The 19484-nt window shown below is 49.0% G+C and carries 17 protein-coding genes and 1 pseudogene; 1 reads left to right on the top strand and 17 read right to left on the bottom strand.

Going from position 1 to position 19484, the window contains the following annotated elements; genetic code table 11:
• Window positions 1-20: 20 nt before the first annotated feature.
• The 15 genes from BMW41_RS02460 to BMW41_RS02390 all read right to left on the bottom strand — a co-directional run bounded on the left by BMW41_RS02460 (window position 21) and on the right by BMW41_RS02390 (window position 15455).
• Entirely contained in the window at window positions 21-944 is a 924-nt protein-coding gene (locus BMW41_RS02460; RefSeq protein ID WP_074648564.1) for an OmpA/MotB family protein, read from the bottom strand.
• The gene (locus BMW41_RS02455; RefSeq protein ID WP_074648562.1) at window positions 944-1747 is read right to left on the bottom strand and encodes a motility protein A; all 804 of its coding nucleotides are present in this window, start codon (window positions 1745-1747) and stop codon (window positions 944-946) included. The genes BMW41_RS02460 and BMW41_RS02455 overlap by 1 nt, the downstream gene beginning before the upstream one ends.
• A 25-nt stretch (window positions 1748-1772) precedes the next feature.
• Window positions 1773-1982, bottom strand: coding sequence for a flagellar FlbD family protein (locus tag BMW41_RS02450; RefSeq protein WP_031471649.1), 210 nt, complete (start codon window positions 1980-1982; stop codon window positions 1773-1775).
• A 54-nt stretch (window positions 1983-2036) separates the two neighbouring features.
• Window positions 2037-3029, bottom strand: a complete 993-nt coding sequence (locus tag BMW41_RS02445; RefSeq protein WP_074648560.1) for a flagellar hook-basal body complex protein — start codon at window positions 3027-3029, stop codon at window positions 2037-2039.
• Between the two features lie 180 nt (window positions 3030-3209).
• The gene (locus BMW41_RS02440) at window positions 3210-3674 is read right to left on the bottom strand and encodes a flagellar hook assembly protein FlgD (protein WP_074648558.1); all 465 of its coding nucleotides are present in this window, start codon (window positions 3672-3674) and stop codon (window positions 3210-3212) included.
• 9 nt (window positions 3675-3683) lie between these two features.
• Window positions 3684-4988 (bottom strand): flagellar hook-length control protein FliK, encoded by a 1305-nt coding sequence (locus BMW41_RS02435; protein WP_074648556.1) that lies wholly within the window; start codon window positions 4986-4988, stop codon window positions 3684-3686.
• A 33-nt stretch (window positions 4989-5021) separates the two neighbouring features.
• On the bottom strand, window positions 5022-5474 hold the full coding sequence (locus tag BMW41_RS02430; protein ID WP_074648554.1) for a flagellar export protein FliJ: 453 nt from the start codon (window positions 5472-5474) through the stop codon (window positions 5022-5024).
• 92 nt (window positions 5475-5566) lie between these two features.
• A complete protein-coding gene (locus BMW41_RS02425; RefSeq protein WP_074648693.1) occupies window positions 5567-6871 on the bottom strand; it encodes a FliI/YscN family ATPase in 1305 nt (434 codons plus the stop codon).
• 734 nt (window positions 6872-7605) lie between these two features.
• Entirely contained in the window at window positions 7606-8529 is a 924-nt protein-coding gene (locus tag BMW41_RS02420; RefSeq protein WP_074648551.1) for a FliH/SctL family protein, read from the bottom strand.
• Window positions 8504-9502 carry a flagellar motor switch protein FliG gene (gene fliG, locus BMW41_RS02415; protein ID WP_242870279.1) on the bottom strand — a complete coding sequence of 333 codons (999 nt, stop codon included), beginning with the start codon at window positions 9500-9502 and terminating at the stop codon, window positions 8504-8506. The genes BMW41_RS02420 and fliG overlap by 26 nt, the downstream gene beginning before the upstream one ends.
• 64 nt (window positions 9503-9566) lie before the next feature.
• Window positions 9567-11219, bottom strand: coding sequence for a flagellar basal-body MS-ring/collar protein FliF (gene fliF / locus BMW41_RS02410; RefSeq protein WP_074648547.1), 1653 nt, complete (start codon window positions 11217-11219; stop codon window positions 9567-9569).
• A gap of 41 nt (window positions 11220-11260) precedes the next feature.
• Entirely contained in the window at window positions 11261-11590 is a 330-nt protein-coding gene (locus tag BMW41_RS02405; RefSeq protein ID WP_278280322.1) for a flagellar hook-basal body complex protein FliE, read from the bottom strand.
• 235 nt (window positions 11591-11825) lie between these two features.
• Window positions 11826-13508 (bottom strand): methyl-accepting chemotaxis protein, encoded by a 1683-nt coding sequence (locus tag BMW41_RS02400; protein WP_074648544.1) that lies wholly within the window; start codon window positions 13506-13508, stop codon window positions 11826-11828.
• A gap of 161 nt (window positions 13509-13669) precedes the next feature.
• A complete protein-coding gene (locus BMW41_RS02395; RefSeq protein WP_074648542.1) occupies window positions 13670-14290 on the bottom strand; it encodes a C40 family peptidase in 621 nt (206 codons plus the stop codon).
• Between the two features lie 70 nt (window positions 14291-14360).
• The gene (locus BMW41_RS02390) at window positions 14361-15455 is read right to left on the bottom strand and encodes an HD-GYP domain-containing protein (RefSeq protein ID WP_083378746.1); all 1095 of its coding nucleotides are present in this window, start codon (window positions 15453-15455) and stop codon (window positions 14361-14363) included.
• A 357-nt stretch (window positions 15456-15812) separates the two neighbouring features.
• On the opposite strand from BMW41_RS02390, the gene BMW41_RS02385 reads away from it, so the two are divergent.
• Window positions 15813-16886: a hypothetical protein gene (locus BMW41_RS02385; RefSeq protein ID WP_207646862.1), complete on the top strand. Its 1074-nt coding sequence runs from the start codon at window positions 15813-15815 to the stop codon at window positions 16884-16886.
• A gap of 388 nt (window positions 16887-17274) precedes the next feature.
• Here BMW41_RS02385 and BMW41_RS02380 read toward each other — a convergent pair whose 3' ends face one another.
• Together BMW41_RS02380 and BMW41_RS14725 are read right to left on the bottom strand one after the other, a co-directional pair.
• Entirely contained in the window at window positions 17275-19032 is a 1758-nt protein-coding gene (locus BMW41_RS02380; protein ID WP_074648538.1) for a 1-deoxy-D-xylulose-5-phosphate synthase, read from the bottom strand.
• Window positions 19033-19223: 191 nt separating this feature from the next.
• Window positions 19224-19484: pseudogene (locus BMW41_RS14725) on the bottom strand (group II intron reverse transcriptase/maturase); the annotation flags it as partial.

Below are 19484 nucleotides of genomic sequence, written 5' to 3'. Positions count from 1 at the left end.
TGAAAGCTGTTCTGCATCGATCAGTTACCGGGTACAGGTTCCACCGCGGGAGCGGCGCCATCAACCACACCTGCATCAGCGCCCTGAGCCGCCTGATTTGCATACGATCCATCCTCCCGCAGGATAACGGTAGTATCGCCGTTGATGTTGTCCTGAATCTCTTTGTAGTAATCTTCGATGCTGCGTTCCTTCGCATCTTTATCAATAATCAGGATTTCTACGCGACGGTTGGAAGCCCTACCTTCCGGTGTGTCGTTGGGTTCGAGCGGACGGTACTGACCAAAGCCAATGCTGACCAGCTTGTCCGGATCGACAATTCCCTTCTCCTGAATATAGATACAAACTTCCGACGCTCTCATACCCGAAAGCATCCGGTCACCGCGGACGCTGTTATCCTGATTCGGATTCGCTTTTGCCGTGTGCCCCATAATGTTCATCTGCGAGATCGCGTCATTTGAATCTTTGATAGTGTCGCAGAAAATATCCAAAATATGCTTTCCCTGGTCGGTCAGCACGGAGCTGTCTCCGCCGAAGAAAGCCTTATCTTTAAATACAACAAAGGTATAATCTTCGCCGCCGGTTACCGTAACATCGGAAACTCCGGCCTGCTGAAGCGCAGCGGCGATCTGAATATAGAGATCTTCGCTGTCCGGAATCTCATTCTCCGGAGCTACCGGGTCACCGGCAGGATCCGCCTGTGTCTCGGTTGTCTCATCCGCCTTCTCCGCCTCACTGTCAACAATCAGCGGAGTCTGTGATGCGGCTTTTTCACTCGGTGTTTTTCCGTCCGGGTAAATGCTTCGTACGAAGATATCCCATTTTTTGCTGTCCACACTGGACATCGAATAAAGCAAAACGAAGAATGTCAGAAGCAGGGTAACCAGGTCACCATACGTGTCCATCCAGTTACCGCCGCCGTCTTCGCCTCCTCCTTTTTTCTTCATCAGCCTTCTCCTCCTCCGTCGCCGGCATTCTTCATCAGCTTCTTCTGAACCGACTGCGGCAGCGAAGCAAGAAGATGTTCGCGAATAGACTTCGGATTTTCTCCTGCCTGAATCGCCAGAACGCCTTCAATGACCGTCGTGTCATAAAGGATTTCTTCATCTTCACGAACGCCAAGCTTCTGAGCGATCGGGTGGAAAATGATATTGGAAAAGGCGGAACCGTAGAATGTTGTGATCAGCGCGACACCCATATCCTGACCAAGAGTGCTGGCGCCGCCGCTTCCGGACAGGTCCATGCCCTTCAGCATGTTGATCAGACCTACCAGAGTACCGATCATACCGAAGGCCGGTGCAAGAGCGGAACCCTTGACGTAAAGTCCCTTGGCAATCTCGTGACGGCTCATCATATCCTCAACCTGACGTTCCAATACGGCCCGGACCTTATCCGGATCGTTCGCGTCAACGATCAAAAGAACCGCTGACTTAAAAAACGGTTCCTTAATCTCCTCCGCTTTTTCTTCCAGAGCGAGAAGACCATTCTGTCTTGCAATCATCGCCAGGTCAATAATCTGATCGACCGTCTTCGGAATATTGTATTTCTTTCCTCGAAAGCAGATACCGATATGCTTCGGAATATCCTTCAGTATTCGGAAGGGATAGCAGGCAACAAGACCTGCAATCGTACCTCCGACTACGATCAGAAGGCTCGGCATATCGAAGAAGTTTCCAAGCTTGTCAACACCGATACCGTTGACAATCAGTACCGCAGCGAGGATCCATCCAATTAGTGTCGTTAAATCCATGTTCCATCCCCAGATTCAGTCAGATTCAAAGAGTAACTTTTTCTTTGCTGTCAAATGAAATGACATCGTGCAGAAACGCAAGCACCTGCTGTTTGATCGATTCTACACTGTCTTTTACCAGATAATAGTCTCCGTTGGCGAGTTTTACCTTTGTCTCCGGAATCTCCTCAAAATAAAGAATCTGAAGATAATTCAGGATGATCGGTTCGCCATTCAGTCTTGTCAGCCTAATCATACTATACGTTCCTTCTAAAAAAATCGACGTCAACAGAAATATTATAAATCTTTTTTATCGCTTCATGTTTACCAGCTCTTCGAGAATCTGATCGCTGACGGTAATCATCTTGGCGTTGGCCTGGAAGCCTCTCTGTGTGGTGATCATGTCAGAAAATTCCTTTGCCAGATCGACATTGGAAGCCTCAAGGTATCCGGCAAGAAGTGTCGGAGTGGATCCGCCCGGCATGGTCGCTGTCGCAACACCGGTGTTATCGCCGACTGCTGCAGTGAAGGTATTGTTTCCTGCCTTCAGAAGGCCGTCCTGGTTCTGGAAGGAAGCGATTGCGACTTTACCGATGATAACGGTTGCCGCCTGTCCGTTTGCATCCATAACTCCCTTGATGGTTCCGTCATTATCGATGGAAACGGATTTCAGCTGGGACGGCTCATCCCAGGAGTATGTCGGATCACCGCCGCCCTCTGCCTCTACGTGCGGAGCACGGAGTGCAACGAGGTTATTCTTGTTCGCATCATAGTTCGGAACGGATGCGTTCGGTGTCTCCGGCTGGAAACCGAATACATAGTTTCCGTTTGCATCAACCACATATCCGTTTGCATCAACAGAGAGCTGACCCACACGGGTGTAGGAGATCGCCGCTGCTTTCAGCTTGTCGCTGTTCTCCTGTGTGGTGGCACCGGACTGGTCAATCTTGTCCGCGGTGGACTTTGTGATAAAGAAACCGGAACCGTTGATCGCTGCGTTAAATCCGCCGACATAGCTCGGAGTGGAGCTCGTCATATCGGTTGTGATGGTTCCCTGCATGGATCCGTAACCGAACTGGGCTGCATTGGTACCGCCGACGCCGCCGGTTACGGACGCATCGGAACCGGTCGGTGCTTTTCCGCCGCTGGATCCGTTGGCTGTCTGATACATCGCATCCTTGAAAGTGTAGTTCTGAGACTTAAAGCCGAATGTGTTAACGTTTGAAATGTTGTTTCCGACTACATCCAGCTTGTTCTGGTGAGAACGTAATCCTGCAACTGCACTGTCCATCGCTCTTAACATATTAATCTCCTTTTTATCTGTCCGGTCCGATACTCCGGAAGCCTGTGTCTGAGCCTTTTGGGTCCTCAGATATTAATCGTCAAAAAATGCGACGCCCATAAACATATCACTTTTTCTTATTATACATCAACTGTTTTTTTTCGAAATAAAAAACGTTATGCAATAGGCAAAAAAATAAGTTTAATTATTTGATGAGCTGTCAGAAATAATGGATACATCGGAAAGCTTATAATCCGAGATATCTCCCTTTAATTTAATGGTCGGTTCATCCGCGGTGAGACTGATCGATTCAACGATACCGGTCTTGGATACCGCCTGTGTTCCGGTCAGTTCATCGGCCGGAATTGTCACCGTTACCTGCTTGCCAATCATGCTGAGCCCGTAAGTCTGCTTGCTGAACGCAATCTGGCTGTTGACCGAATCGGTCATGGCGGTCAGCGACTGCACCATCGCCATCTGTGACATCTGTGCCATCAGCTCACTGTTGGACATCGGGCTGGACATATCCTGATTCGCCAGCTGCGCTGCCAGCAGTTTAAAGTAGCTCTGAATGTTCAGCGTATTCTTGTCATTCTTTTCAACCGTGTAGGTATTCTTCGAATACGCATCCTTCGATGTACTGCTGACACCCGAAATATCTGCCATTGATCCTCCTTACATCAATCCGAGGCGCATCCTCGAGAGGAAACTGTCCGCTTCCCTCGCGTCATTTTTCTGCGCCTGCTCCTGGCGCCGCGCCTCCTGCTGCTGTCTGCCTTCTCCGCTTCCCTCGCGTTTCTCAGCTGCATCCCTGCCGGAATCTGATGTGCCCGTATGCGGCACATAGACCTGAGTATCATTACCTGTTCTTCTGGTCAGGATGCTTCCCATGGACTCCGCACCGCGGCTGAGAAGATCTGCCGTTTTCGTGCTGCTCGCCGTCATGGTGATGTGTGCTTCCTGCCCTTTATATTCAACCTCGATGGTGATCTTCCCGAGATTTCTCGGATTCAGTTCCAGAACCATACGTCCGTCATTCGGCGGCATATGTTTTTCCATGAAACCGCTCACATCATCCACAAGGCTGTCTTCGGTTGTTTCAAATTCATAAGTCGGCACCTGACGCACCGAAGCCGTCTTCGGAGCTTCCTGGGGTTGCGCGGTTGTCTGTGTCTTCAGACCTGCCGACGCATTTGCCGCAGCCGCATCCTCCGGCGAATAACCGTTTCGGATGGCTTCCTTCTCTTTTGCAGATAAACCGCCGGGCTCCGGTTTTTTCATTCCGCCGGCGCCGGTTGCTTCCAAAGCCGGTCCGTTTGGCGTTCCGCCTTCCCTTGCCGGTCCTTCGGCCGGTCGCAGGCTGACAATTTCCTTTTCTCCCGCGTTCTGTGCCTTCGCAAGCAGTTCCGGATCCGAGGCCGGTCCGGTCGGTTCTTTTTTACCGGAAGCGACAGCATTTCCTGTCGTTTTCATCGGTTTTTCCGTCTCCTCCGAAAGTTTTGACAAAGTTCCTTCCTCCAGAACCGTCTCTGCGATCTCCGAAAGACTTCCGTCCCCGGGGCCTTCCTCCGGAATTGCGGAAGCGATGGCAAGCTCCGCTTCTGGCTTACCGGTTCCGGTCAATTCCGCCGGTTTCTCCGGAACCACCTGTGCATTCATCATCGAGGACAAAATGCTGAGTTCCGTCTCTGCCTTTGTGCGGAATTCCTTCTCATCCTCCTTCGTATCCGCAGCCGCGGCCTTCGCAGAATTCTTCCCGATGCCCGAAGCATCACGGTCTGTACCGCTGTCTTTTCTGTCGGCTTTTGCACTGCGGTTATCCATGGACGTCTTCGTGCCGTTTTCGGCAGTTTTCGTCTCACTCTGAAGGATCTCACTGAACGCAGCAGAAGCAGATGCCGGGCCCGGGCCGCCGTCTGCTTTTGCCGCTGTTCTTACTGTTGTATCTGACCTTTCAATCCCTCTGGTCACCATTGCCATTTTCCATTTCCTTCCTTTTTCCGCATTCCGCAATCAGGATGCATTGTCACGGGTTTTTGACTGGTAACTGACAAATTCATCAATGAAATTTTCCTGGTCTTTTTGTACCTGAATGTGGTACTCTTCTCTTCTTTTCTCTTTGAGTTTCTCGAACTTGGAGACGTCAATGTTAGCTGCAACAACTTCTTCTTTCTTTTTTGCCGCAAAATCTTCCAGTCTGGCCAGTCTCTCCTGTTCCTTCCGTATCTGTTCTTCAATTCTGCCGATCATGCTGCTGTAAAGAAGGAACCGTTCGATGGAAGCGCCCTCATGTTTCACCGCGTCAAATTCATTCAGAAGATCGGAGGATTTTTTCTGCAGCTGTGCAATGAAGTTCTTCTTGTCATTGACAAGCTTCATACGCTCTGCATACTCTCCTTTCAGCTTATCCAGCACGCCATTTTCATATTCCAGAACTGACTGAAGACTATAATGAAATTGTTTCATACTTTTTTCCTCCAGGCTCAGGCAGACACCGTTCCATGTCTGTTTGAACCGTCAATCAAAGTCTGAAAATCTCTTTCAGACTTTTCCTCTTTTCATCCTAAAACCGCCTTCATACGTTTTACAGTTTCATCATATGTGAATGACTCCTTTGTTCCCTGCATCAGGAATTCATTGATGGCAGGATACTTTTCCACCGCTTCATCCAAAGCGGCATTTGTGCCTTTTTTATATGCTCCGATTGCAATCAGATCGGCATTTTTCTGATAGAGACCAATGATGTTTCGCATCCTTGACGCGAGTTTCCGGTGTTCCGTTTCAACGATTTCCACCATAAGACGCGATACACTGGCGCCGATATTGATCGCCGGATAATGATTTTCTGCTGCCAACGCTCTCGATAGCACGATATGTCCGTCCAAAATTCCTCGAACGGTATCGGCGATCGGTTCGTTTGTATCATCACCTTCGACGAGTACGGTATAAACCCCCGTAATCGAACCTTTGTTAAATTGTCCCGCTCTCTCCAGAAGTCTCGGGAACTCCGCATAAATCGACGGGGTATATCCCCTTGCGATCGGCGGTTCTCCGGTTGCAAGACCGATTTCTCGCTGAGCCATGGCATATCGGGTCAGGGAATCCATCATCAGAAGCACATCAAGACCCTGATCCCGGAAATACTCTGCTATCGTTGTGGCAACCAGCGGGCATTTCAGTCTGAGCATGGCAGGCTGATCCGATGTCGCAATAATCAGTACCGACCGCTTCATTCCTTCCGGTCCGAGATCCCTCTCGGCGAATTCCAATACCTCTCGGCCTCGCTCTCCCACAAGAGCGATCACGTTGATGTCGGCAGTGATGTTCTTGGCGATCATGCCCATCAGAGTACTCTTTCCGACACCCGAACCGGCAAAGATACCGATTCTCTGGCCTTTACCGACGGTATTCAAACCATCGATGGCTTTAATTCCAAAATTCAGTCTGGAGCGGATCGGCGGACGGTCGAGCGGGTTTGTATATCCGCTGTTAACGGTATACTTCTCCGCGTATTCAGGAAAGGCCGGGCCTTCATCCATGGGTTCTCCCAATGCGTTGATGATGCGGCCCTTAAGAAAATTGCCTACGGGAATCCGAAGGCGATGTCTGGTGTTCCTGACGAAGCTGCCGGACGTAATACCTGAAGTGGCCTCATACGTCATCAGCTGAATGCGGTCACCTTTGAATCCGACAACTTCCAGAGGAACGTCATGGTCCATCTCTTCATTGTGGACCAGACAGATATCGCCGATACTCGCTTTGCATCCGGACGCTTCCATCGCCATTCCGACGATATTCTCGATCTTACCGATATGTCCGACTGTCTCTGTTTTCTCAACGACATCTCTGAGATTTTGAAACATGTACATCCCCTCCTCTATCATCGGCCATGTCCCTGCTCCCAGAACCCAGGCGGAACCGCCCTATGCCATCCGGCTTTCCGATTCCACTCAGGTCAGCAAAGTAAAAGTTACCTGCCATAAACGGAACGCCGGCGAAATTCCCTACTATTTCACCGGTTCCGATCAGCAAAACTGATCCTCTTCCGTCGTGACCGAATCGTGATGTCTCATCAACGACGTCTTTTACTTTTTTCAATCATATACTATCATAATAATCATAACCTATCAACCGTTATTTTGCTGAACTTTGATTACTTTATGATTGTTTTGAATTAAGACACTGTGTTAAAATGCCTTTTTTTAATTATTTTTTCTTTTAAAACAAGTCCGCCTCATCCTCAATATATCTTTCGGCGCAAATCATCATCATCATAAGTTTATTCGTGCATATTTTATGATTTCTTTACTAAACATCCATTTTTCGCCTTTTCATTTCGATAATTGTTATTTTGATGTCCCTGTCTTAAACATTAATTACTAATATCTTGCTATTTGTTCATTTTTGGTTGATATTTTCTTAACGGGTTTATTTAAATTTGTTTATTATCTTTTTGTTCATTACGCTTATTTTCTGTTAATTATGTATTTTTTTGTTTGTCAACTAATTATGTTTTATTTCAATTAAAGTCACTGTATTTTTAATTAAATTTTAATTCCCACAATTCCTGAAGGAATCATGGGGATTTTTGTCATCATTATTCAAAATGTGAACTGGAAAAGTCGTTTTCATCGTTATCGCTGTCATCATCGTACGGAACGCCGGCAAGCTCATCCCGGATATTCTCCAGCTGCGTCTTTACACCGATATCGATCATCTCATTCGGTGTCTCGATGACACAGTATCCGGTGTCTTCCTTGTTCAGCACGACAAATTTAATGTTGTCCGAAATACGCTGAAGATCATCCGCCACGTCATGATCCACCTCCAAAAGGCGATTGTAGTCGTGACGGTCGATATAGATCTTGATCCATTCAGAGTGTTTGAGTTCTTCCGCCTCCGACAGAATCATTTTCTTGATAACTTCTCCACTCGATTCCAGACTGATGTGGACAACTTTCTCTGCTACCGTGAGCGCGATATCACGGAGTTCGTCCAGATACCGGTGAAAGGCCTTCCTGCGGTTCTTCTGAATCTCTTCAACCGCATTCGCCACATCCTCCTGAAGAGACTGCAGTTTCTGTGCAAACTGACTCTCTGCAAGCTGAACCGCCGACTCCTCTCCGTCCTGCATTCCCTGCCGGTATCCTTCGTTGTATCCTCGGTTGAATGCCTCCTTGCGGATATCTTTCGCCTCCCGGTCTGCCTGCTGGAGAAGCTTATCGCATTTCTCCATGGCTTCACGGATCATCTTTGCACGGATCACTTCAAGATCGCTGCTATTCTGTCCCTGGGTGCCGGTCATCATCGGACGGGGAATCATTTTTTCTTCGCCTCCGGTGAAACCGGAAGCATCATCCGACGAAAACTTTTTGACGCTCAGCGCGCCGGAAATCGCCGGACTCGGAATCTCCTCATGTGTTTCTTTGTACTCATCCGGCGGAACGAACCGCTGAATATCAATCGCGGTTCCCGCCTTGATGATTCTCCTGTTTTTAAACGATGATTGTATCCTCGTCACCTCCCTTATTGATGATTACCTCACCCTGGGCCTCCAGTTTACGAATAAGGTTCACGATTCTCTGCTGTGCCTCCTCAACATCCTTCAGGCGGACATTGGTCTTCGTTTCCATATCGTCACGCACAGACTCGGCCATACGCTTCGACATGTTGTTGAAGAAGATTTCCTTCATCTCCTCGGAAGCAGTCTTCAGAGCAAATACCACATCCTTCTCGTCGCAGTCGCGGATGAATCTCTGTACCGAACGATCGTCGAGAGTAAGGATATCTTCGAATACGAACATCTTGTCCTTGATTTCGCTGGACAGATCCGGATTCGAAACATCGAGTTCGTCGAAGATCTTCTTCTCGGAACTGCGGTCGATGTGGTTCATGACATCTGCCACATAATCAATACCGCCAAGGCTCATGTTGTCCTCGCTGGTGATGATGGTTGAGAACTTGCGCTTCATCTCTGCCTCAACAATCGCAATCGCCTCCGGGGAAACGCGGTCCATGTTTGCCATCGCAATAACGGTCGGAATCCTCTTCTCTTCCGGAAGATTTTCCAGAACCGACGCGGACTGTGCCACCTCCATATAGGACATGATCAGTGCAATGACCTGCGGACGCTCCGGAGCCAGAAGGCTCAGAAGCGCTTTCGGATCTCCCTTGGAGAAGAAATTGAACGGTTTCGAAGCAAGCGTCTTCGATACCTTATCCAAAAGGTTCTTCGCCGTGGACTCACCGAATGCTTTTTCCAGGACGACTTTCGCATAATCCATGCCGCCGTCCGTCATCATTTTATGCGCAAGACAGAGTTTATAGAACTCGTCAAGCGTACTTTCCACCTGACTGTTGGTTGTTTTTCCGATCCGGGCGACCTCGTAAGTGAGGTCCTCGATCTCGGGTTCGCTCAGATACTTATACAGCTGCGAAGCTCTGTCCGCTCCCATCGCCACCACGACAAGAGCCGCTTTCTGCTTCGGAGACAGTTTTCTGAACGAAGTTGTATCATCCGGAACGGAAGACTGCGGTACTCCGTTTCCCTGCGTGTTTTTATCTTCTGCCGCGTTTGCCTCTGCCACCTAAATCATCCTCTTCTCTAATCCAGCTCTGAATAAGTTTCGCTACTACCTGCGGGTTGTCGTCAACAAATGCGCCGATGCTTTCTTTCAGCTTCATGCCGTGCTGCATCGTCTGGTTGGTATCCTGTTCTCCTTCGAGTTCAAGATTGTTCTTCTCCGCTTCCGCTGCCGCAGCGGCTTCTGCTGCTGCCTGTGCTTCCGCTTCCGCTGCTGCCGCCGCTTCAAGAGCTTTCCTCTTCTTCGCGCGTCTGCGGAAGATAATCATCAGAATAATCAGAAGGAGAAGAAGTACGCCGGCTGCAATCATGATGATGATAGCAATGGTCGGAACCTCCCTTTCAGCCACATTTTCGGCCTCTTCCTGCTGCTGGTCTTCATCCAGGGCATTCGCCGCGCGGACGATGGTGATCTTTTCTGCCGCCACGTCACGGGTAATGCCGGCCGCATCTGCGACAAGATTGATCAGGTTTGCTTCCGGAACAGTCGTATCATTGGTATTGATAACCACCGCCACCGATGTATCGGTCAGCACGCCAGGCGAGATCTCTTTCTGTTCCTTCAGAACATTAAAGAGCCAATCTCTTGTCGCACTGGAATTGCTGTACATATCGGTTGTGGTATTCGTACCGTTCTGGTTGACATACCGCGGCGTATCCGCATTCGAATCCGTCCCGGCCACACCGCCGGCGCCCTGATCACTCGTTCCGGAGTTCTCGCCAGCCGTCTCCTCATGATGAAGAAGACCGGTCTTGTCATTCTGGTCGATCTTTTCCGGAACCGTATACTGCGTGGTTTCCTGAACCAGCTTGGTCATGTCCAGTTTTCCCTTAACCGAAACGGCAAGATTCTCCGGACCGTAAAGCTTGCTCAGTACTCTGCGGACGTTGGCCGCAATATTGTTCTCCACTTCGGCTTCCAGCTGGGAAATGCTCACGCCTCCCTTTCCTTCCGCATCGGAGGAAGATCCGACCTCCGTCATGGTTGCCGCGTCAAACACGGAAACGTTCGTGAAGTTAATTCCTTTTACCGATCTTGAGATCAGGTTGCGAATCGCATCGGCGTTGTTCTGATCCATCTTTTTGTCCGGAAGCATGGTGACCACAACCGATGCGGACGCATCGATCGAATCACCTTTATCCAGCGCAAAATCACTGTTGCTTCCCTGAGCAATGGTAACCTTTGCATCCTGAACACCGTCAAACAGGCGGATCGTCGATCCCAGTCGATCCTGAAGATCATACAGTGTATACTGTTTCTTATCCGACTCGGTGGTCATGAGACCGGCGTGGCCAATGTACATATCATAGGAAAATCCGCTCTTCGGATATCCCTTGCTGAGCAGCTTGACTCTGGTCTGCTCGGCCACTTCGGCCGGAACCTCGATGGTTCCGGTTCCCGCCTCATAGGTATACTCCGTTCCTTCTTCCTGCAGAAGGGCCGCCACCTGCTGTGCCTCGTCTCTGCTGAGACCGGTAAACAGCTTGCTGTAGCCGGCATTTTTATTCAAAACGTTCAGATAAATGATCAGCCCGGCCGCGATCAGAACTGTCGCTGCGACGATCGACGCAAGGGTGATCTTTTTCTTTTTCGACATGGCTTCCCATGCCTCTTTAAACTTATTCATCAAGTTGCTTCTCCCCAGAAATACCCCTAATCATGAGTTCGTTACAGATTGATCTTAACGAGTTCGTTGTATCCCTCTATAACCTTATTACGCAATGTGATCATGAGATCCAGGCTTACCGCCGCCTTTGCCTCCGCAATCGGCAGCGAATGTGCATCATCCAGCTGACCTGTCGCAAGCAGATACTGCTTATTCTCGACATCAGCCTGCGTCTGTTTGACATTTTCCGCGGTACTCCGCAGGATGTCCCCAAAGAGCTGTGCTCCCTCGGTTTCTTTTTTTGCTTCAGGCTGCTCGAGCATCTTGCTGATGCTCTTCATTGATGTAATAAACTGTGTCGATTCTACATTCATCCCCGTCACCTCCTGAATAAAAAACCTGTCCCCATCTTATACAATCTTATAATAACAGAAAGACACGCTTCATTCATTAGTTTTATGATAAAATGTGTTATTTATCCCTGATTATCGGCTTTCCGTTCCCTAAACCGGAAAAGTCAGTACGTTCTCTTCACGCAAAATACCCCGGACGACAGCAATGCTGCCGCTCTGGGGGTAAATTGCAGGTATCCGTCGGAGTTCTCTCCACCGGAATTGTCATTACAAATTAATAGGAGATCTTTGCCACCATGTTCTTCAGAACTCCTGCGTGATCATTCAGTTCCTGGCTGGAAGCGGAACTCTCTTCCGCTGTAGCACTGTTCTGCTGAACAACCTGGGAAATCTGCTCCAGTCCGGTTGTGATCTCGGCAATGGTGGAAGCTTCTTTCTGCATATCTTCCGCAATCTTCGCCACAAGTTCCTTGCTCTTGATCGAATTATCCTTGACCTGTGTGAGAGACTCTGCCGCAGCAGTAACCATGGAAGATCCGTTGCGAATTGCTTCGATCGCAGCCGCAATCAGGGTTGATGTCTCAGAAGCGGCATCCGCAGACTTTCCTGCGAGGTTGCGGACTTCATCCGCAACAACCGCGAATCCCTTGCCGGCCTCACCGGCTCTTGCAGCCTCAACTGCTGCATTCAGAGCAAGAATATTGGTCTGGAATGCGATGTCATCAATCGCCTTGATGATATTCTCGATCTGATTGGACTTGATCTCAATCTCGTGCATCGCATCCTGTACGCGATCCATCTGCTCATTCTCTTCATTGATGTTCTCGGCAACACTTGCGGAGAATTCCTCTACGTTGCGGGCAGCAACCGCGCTCTCTTTCACTTTGTCATTCAGGTTGGTAACCGTTGCAGTGAGTTCCTCCAGTGTGGAAGCCTGCTCGGTTGCGCCCTGAGAGAGGGCAACGGAGCCGTTCGCAATCTGCTCGGATCCGCTCTCAACCTGTGCCGCAACTTCATTCATGCTGGCAAATACTTCGCGAAGGTTGTCTGAAATCTGTTCAAAGCCCTGACGGATCGGTGCGGAATCTCCGACGAAAATGTCCGGGTTCTCAAGCTGCGCAGCAAAGTTTCCTTCACTCATCTCGGTAAGCATACGGCTTGTCTCCGCGACAATACCGCGGTTGAAATCAATCATGCGCTTCACACTGCGCTTCATCTGACCGAGCTCATCCTTGGAAGCCTTAGAGTCATCGATGACAATGTCGTAATGACCCTCGGACATCTGCTTCATGGCATCATTTGCCTCAAGGATATTTTCCGTGATGCTCTTCTCTAAAAGAATAAACACGGTAATGCTGAATCCCATGGCAAGGATGAAGCATATCGCCATCAGAATCAGGGAACCTACGCGGAGCGTCGCAGCACTTCGAAGAGTCGCCTGTGCAGACGCGTCAGCCTGCTTTCCCAGCGCATCCAGGGTATTGGCAAAATTCTCGGATGTTTTATTGTTAAATCCATCCTGATAGAAACGTGCCGCCTCGTCAGTGTTACCGGACGATACCATCTCAATAATCTTCATGGCGTCTGTCTTCATCGCAGTCAGACTTGTGAGCGCTGCATTTGCATCACTTTCATTTTTCAGAAGTTCGCCGAGTTTTTTGACATTTGCCTCCATCTCCGGGAAACGCTTATCAAAATCAGCTTTCTGATCCGCAGCCGGATTCGCCTTGGAATCCAGAATGGTGAGCAGAAGTCTCTTATTGATGGTCTGAATGTCCCTGCGCACCGTCAGCTGCGTCTCCATCGCAACATAGTCGCGATCGGAGAACTCGACCATCATGGATCCCATACGGATAAATGAGAAAAATGCAATTCCCACCGCAATGATAAGCATAACTGCCATCGCCGCGAGAGTTGTATTAAACTTTGCTCTGAGTTTTAGATCTCTGAAATTCATACTCTCTACTTCCTTTTCCGGCCAGAAAAAACATGGCCAAGTTGTTTTTTCATCAATGATTCAGACATAATATCGGCATAACACATGATTTTATTAGCATCATTTTGTCTTTTTCCGAAGCCATTTCCGATACTTCCCCATGTTTTGCCCGGCGTCCGGTTCTAATTCATCACAAATCTTCCGTATGCATACGGATGACGGTAATCATACCGGCTCACTTTCACGCCGCTTTTTGCGCTTGCCGCGTGGCAAATCAGTCCGTTTCCGATATAGATCGCCACATGATTGATGTAATCATCTTTTGCGTAAAAAATCAGATCTCCCGGCATGACCTCCGATGCGTACAGATAAATGCAGTTCCGGTACTGATCCCTTGACGTCCGCCCCGTTGCAATGCCGAAGTGCCCGAAAATCTGCTGGACAAACCCGGAGCAGTCGACGCCATTGTCCAGCGACGTTCCACCCCACACATAGGGCTTTCCGACAAACTGGAGGGCATATTCCACCAGTTTCTGCCGGGCCTCCGTCGTGTATTCTTCTTCATTGGCATACTCATATGCATAAGGCTTGTAGTACCTCGGCTGCAGGCTCGGCGACGTATAATTATAGTAATTGTATGCGCTGTAATACTGCCCCGAACTGTCATAATCATATGCGCCGGATCCGTAAAGCGCCGCCTCGGACCGAATCACTCCGAACGGGAACACCGTTATCTGCTGCTGCGTCAAAAAAACGAAAGAAAGGGGCAATGCTGCAGCCAGCACTGCCCACTTCTTCCGCATGGTCATTCTCCGCAATGATTTAACGTCTCTCATCTCCGTCCAATCCCCTCGAATGAAATGCTATATTGTTTTACGTCATGATTACCAGGTTCGAACACTCGCGGCTGCTGAGATCGTAGACATTTCCCGATGCAAGCCCGACCACCACCGGTCTGAGTGAAAGATTCGGATTGTTGCGCACCACCTGAGCGACCTCTCCGTTGGAAAGCATCACCTGCGAATCCACCGGATAAAGAATAATCGCGGACAGGAAAGCCTGCAGAATATCCATTTCCAGCTTATCCGTCATGGACATCAGAATGGCAATCGCATCATTGTTAGAGTATCCCTTTTTGTACGGTCGCTCGGTCACCAGAGCATCGTAGATATCCGCCACCGCAATTACCTTCGCATACGGATGGATCTGACTTCCCGTGGCGCCGAACGGATACCCGGATCCGTCAATCTTTTCGTGATGCTGAAGGATGCCGAGCGCAATCGCAGGAGAAATCTCCCGGTTGTCCTTCACCAGCTCATAGCCCAGAAGGCTGTGTCCCTTCAAAATGTTAAATTCATCATCCGTAAGCCGTTCCGCTTTGTTCAGAAGCTCGTTTGGTATCTTGGTTTTTCCGATGTCGTGAAGAAGCCCCGCTTCTCCGACTTCTATGATCTGATGCCGTTTCCACCCTCTTCTTCTGGCAATAACCATCGAAATGGTCGCGACATCAACGCTGTGTTTAAAGGTATATTCATCGCTGGTCTGAAGTTCGGAAATATTAATCGCGATCGCATTGTTTTTCTCAATTGCACGCAGAAGATCCTCCGACATGACGGTTGCGGCATGCGCGAGTTCATGTTCGGTTGGTCCGGCATAAATATATTGAATCCCCTTCGATACTCTGGCGCGAAAGTTCTCCTGAAACGTGACCTTCGCCTGATCCGGCTCTCTCAGGAGCTTGATCGTATTCCGAATCGAAGGTGCTATGGTCTCCGCTTTTTTATCCGGTTCCTCGTGAACCTGAATCGTCAGTTCCTCAAAACCATATTCTTTTAAATGCTGGATAATATAAGCGTTGAGCGTCATTCCTCGCTCGACAAGATGCCTTCCAAGGCGATCCTCCACAGATTTTCCGATTATCATTCCGGGGGTCACCTGATCGATCGGCATCGTTTCGCAATAATACATAAGCACCCCTGCACTCTCACCATTTATCTTCCTGCCGCCATCTTACATTCACCCATGAATTGCGACAACGAACTATTCTACCATAAAAGTACAATTTTGAGGCCGGTAATCAGCAAAAAATTTAGTCTTCTGCCACCCCATCGACAATATATCGACCGCGCTGCACTCAATGATAAGTGAATACAGCTATTGTACTATGTTTTTGACGGGATGTAAAAAACATATGAATATTATTTCTCACGTGTCCTCTCACGGTTATGATTGTCCGTTTTGCGCCGAAAGGAATAAGGAAAAGAGGAATTTTATCATTTGGAAGGAGCCAGCTACGGAACTATGAAAAAGCGATCAAGAAGATCATTGATCCTGCTCAGTGCCGCCGCGATCTGTCTCTCCTCTCCCGCAGCGATTCGCGCAGATGAGACAGAAGCCGCGACAGAACAGGAAGCTGAATCCGCGGAAAATGCAGAAGAGTCCGAAGGGGACGAAGCTGAAGGCGGTGAAGCTGAAGGCAGTGAAGCCGCAACCGAAGAAGAAGTGATTGAGGAACCGCCGGTCGACTACTATATTCAGGTCGCCGCACCGAACGGCCTGCAGATTCATCAGAATGCATCTGCTCTCAGCCCTCTCAGCATCAGCATTGCGGTTCCGTCTGGAACACTGCTCCATATTACCGGTGAAATTACAGAGCCCAACGGCACTGTCTGGGGATATACCTCCTACGCAGACCTGAAGGGCGGATATGTCAATCTCTCGGCAGGAACGGCGAAAGTCAGCATCAGTTCCGCACGCGAGGAGGCCGAGCGTCTCCGCCAGAACGGAAACTGGGGCAATCAGTTTGTAAAAGTCGATGGTGCCGGCACACCGATCACCTTCAACAACGTATCCCAGGAAGAGATGGATGCCGCTGAAGCCGCAAACCACACCAGGGCTGCAAATTCCAAGACTTCCGATCAGGCCGACAGTGAGAGCGGCGCGGAGGATGAAAGCGCTGAGGCAGAAACCGACGAAAACGGAGAGCCGATCGATGACGGAACCAACGACGATACCGTACAGATCACCAACAGTGACGGAAGCAGCGCCACCGCGGCCGGGTCGGAAAAGAGCGGCGGCGGATTCTCGATTCTCTCCTACGCGTTGGGTTCTCTGACCATCATTCTTCTGGAGGCTGTCGTTGCAGGCCTTCTCATCGTCTCGAAGAAAGTCCGGATCCGCAAAAAACCGACCTCGGAAGGTGATGACGGAGGCGGTAAAGGCGCCGGCGGAAAGAAAGACAAGAAGGATAAGAAAAAGGGCAAAAAGAAGGATGACGAATCCGGAGAAAGCGACGGATCCGAAAAGAAGAAAAAGAAAAAAGGCAAACTCAAAATCAAATTGCCGAAGCTTTCGATCGGCAAGAAGAAAAAGAAAAAAGGCAAAGAAGACGAAGAATAATATCATGGAGCCGTCACTTTGAACCGCTCCCGGTCAAGCAGACAAACGAAACACACTTCACGAGTTTCGAACATTTAGCGGCAGTCCCCAAAGCCTCGTGCTATCACAGACTTTGGCTCGTTGCCCGCACAAATAAAAAAACTGCCATCCGTTTCTGGTGGCAGTTTTTTTGCTGCATGGAGACCTCTATTCTGCTTTTCCATCGGTGAACAAAGTCCGCAAGCGGACTTCGGTTCCCCCATCCCCTCAGTCCTGAGGGGAGCCCCGCGGACTTTGCGAGCCGCCGCTGGTCACCGTTAGGTGACAGCTTCCTGATACTCTCGGATGCCGCCGGATGTCCTCCTGACATCCGGCGCAGCACCGTCTCTCTCCTATTATCCAAGATAAATCAGATCAGTTTTTTTACATCCTCCACAATCTGTTCCGCTGTCATGCCCAAAGATCTGAGAAGCTCCTCCGGATCATAACGATCGTAAAATTCTTTATTGAGACCATAATTCAGAACCTTCATACAGTCTTTTCCATAGAAAGATGCGATCTTCTGACCAAAGCCGCCCTCCAGTATTCCGTCCTCAAGAGTGATCACGATATTGTGATCCGCTTTAAGCTTTGTAAGAAGCTCCTCATCAACACCTGATGCAAATCTTGGATTGATGAGCGTAGGTGTGATATTGAGTTTTTCCTGTAAAGCACAAGCCAATGCCTCACCCTTCGGATAAAAATCACCGAGGGCCAGGATGGCAATCTTTTCTCCTGCTTTTTCAACCTTGTACTTATTTATCTCGGAAAAATCTGTATCCGCAGGTCTGCTTGTAACCTCATTGCCCGGAATGAGTATCATAACAGGATGCTCTGTCTGATCAACCGACCATGACAGCATGTTCAGATACTCTTCTTTAGAAGTCGGCGCGAGAACAACAAGATTGGGGATATTGCTGAAGGCTGCCAGTCCAAAGATACCGAGATGAGTCACATCCGTAAGTCCATAGCAGGAAGCAAAATTCAGCACTATCGTTACAGGGTTGTTGTTGATGCATACATCCTGTGAAATCTGATCGTAGGCTCTCTGAATAAATGTCATGTTGGTAACAACAAGCGGCTTTGCACCATTCTTCGCAATGCCGGAGGCAATCGCAACAGCAGCCTCTTCCGCAATACCAACATCCATATACTGATCGCCGAGCTCGGCACGCTGCTCGGGCATGAGACCGATGGCTCCCGGCATAGCAGGAGTAACCACCACAAATCTCTCGTCCTCTTTTGCCTTTTTCATAATATAGTTGATTGTAAGGCCCGTGTAGCTTTCACCATCTCCAAAACTGAATTTCGGTTTGCCCGTTTCCCTGTCAAAAGGCATTGTCCAGTGCCATGCTTCCTTGTTCTTCTCTGCCAACTCATATCCGAGCCCCTTCTTTGTATGGATATGAAGAACCACCGGATGATCAATGTCCTTAACTTTTTTGAACAGTGCAATCATGGACTGAATATCATTTCCATTTTCCTCATAGATATAGTCAAGTCCAAATGACTTAAAGATGTTGGCGGAAGCGGCTCCCTTCGTATCCCGGAGCTCCGAAAGATTTCTGTAGAGGCCTCCATGATTCTCAGCAATGGCAATTTCATTGTCATTTACAATAATGATGAAGTTGGTTTTCAGTTCTCCTGCAGCGTTCAATGCTTCCATCGCTTCACCGCCCGAGAGCGAACCATCACTGATCACTGCAATAACATTCTCTGTGTCGTTTTTCAGATCTCTCGCCTTGGCAAGTCCAAGGGCAAGCGCGATCGAAGTTGAAGTATGACCAACATTAAAGAAATCGTGGCCGCTCTCCTCCGGATTCGTATATCCGGAGTCCTCACCGAAACATTCATCTACAATGTATCCGTTTTTTCTGCCTGTAAGAAGCTTGTGGGGATAACTCTGATGCGAGACATCGAATACAAACTTGTCTGCCGGAGAATCAAACACATAATGAAGCGCAATCGTCGCTTCTACCATGCCGAAATTCGGCCCGAAATGGCCTCCTATCTTCGTAAGTCTGTTAAAAAGAGCCTCCCTCATCTCAGACGCCAGCTGTTTGAGTTCCGCCGCGGAAAGTCTCTTAACGTCAGCAGGTGCATTGATTGAATTTAAAATATCGTACATCTATATACCCTCTCTTCGTTTGATTTTATGATGTGATGATACACCTTGGAGTTAACTTCAAGTCAATAGAGTTTTACGGATTTTTTCACACATTCCTGTCATCTGAATCTGTTATTTGTAATCGAGTAGGAGGCGGTGACTAACCGCCGTCCTCTCACAGCACCGTACGTACCGTTCGGTATACGGCGCTTTCAATAGTTGACGTGCACAGACTGATAGGCTGTGGCTAAATCATAGAAGCCACTGTTTATCAGTCTATCTTTTGTCATCGCCATGTTGACTGCGACTGTATGTGTGGTAAACCAATATCCACGCCGACTGTTGCCAGCAATATGCGCCAAGTCCTCGGGCACACCCATCTTAATCAGATTTCGCACCTTTGTCTTGGGCTTCTTCCATTGTTTCCATATACACATACGGATTCTGTGATAGAGCCATCCATTGATGTCGTC

It is taken from the genome of [Clostridium] aminophilum (assembly GCF_900101295.1).
Classification (GTDB): domain Bacteria; phylum Bacillota; class Clostridia; order Lachnospirales; family Lachnospiraceae; genus Clostridium_R; species Clostridium_R aminophilum_A.
The sequence above is the reverse complement of the archived record's forward strand: the minus strand, read 5'-3'. Positions and strand labels throughout refer to the sequence as shown.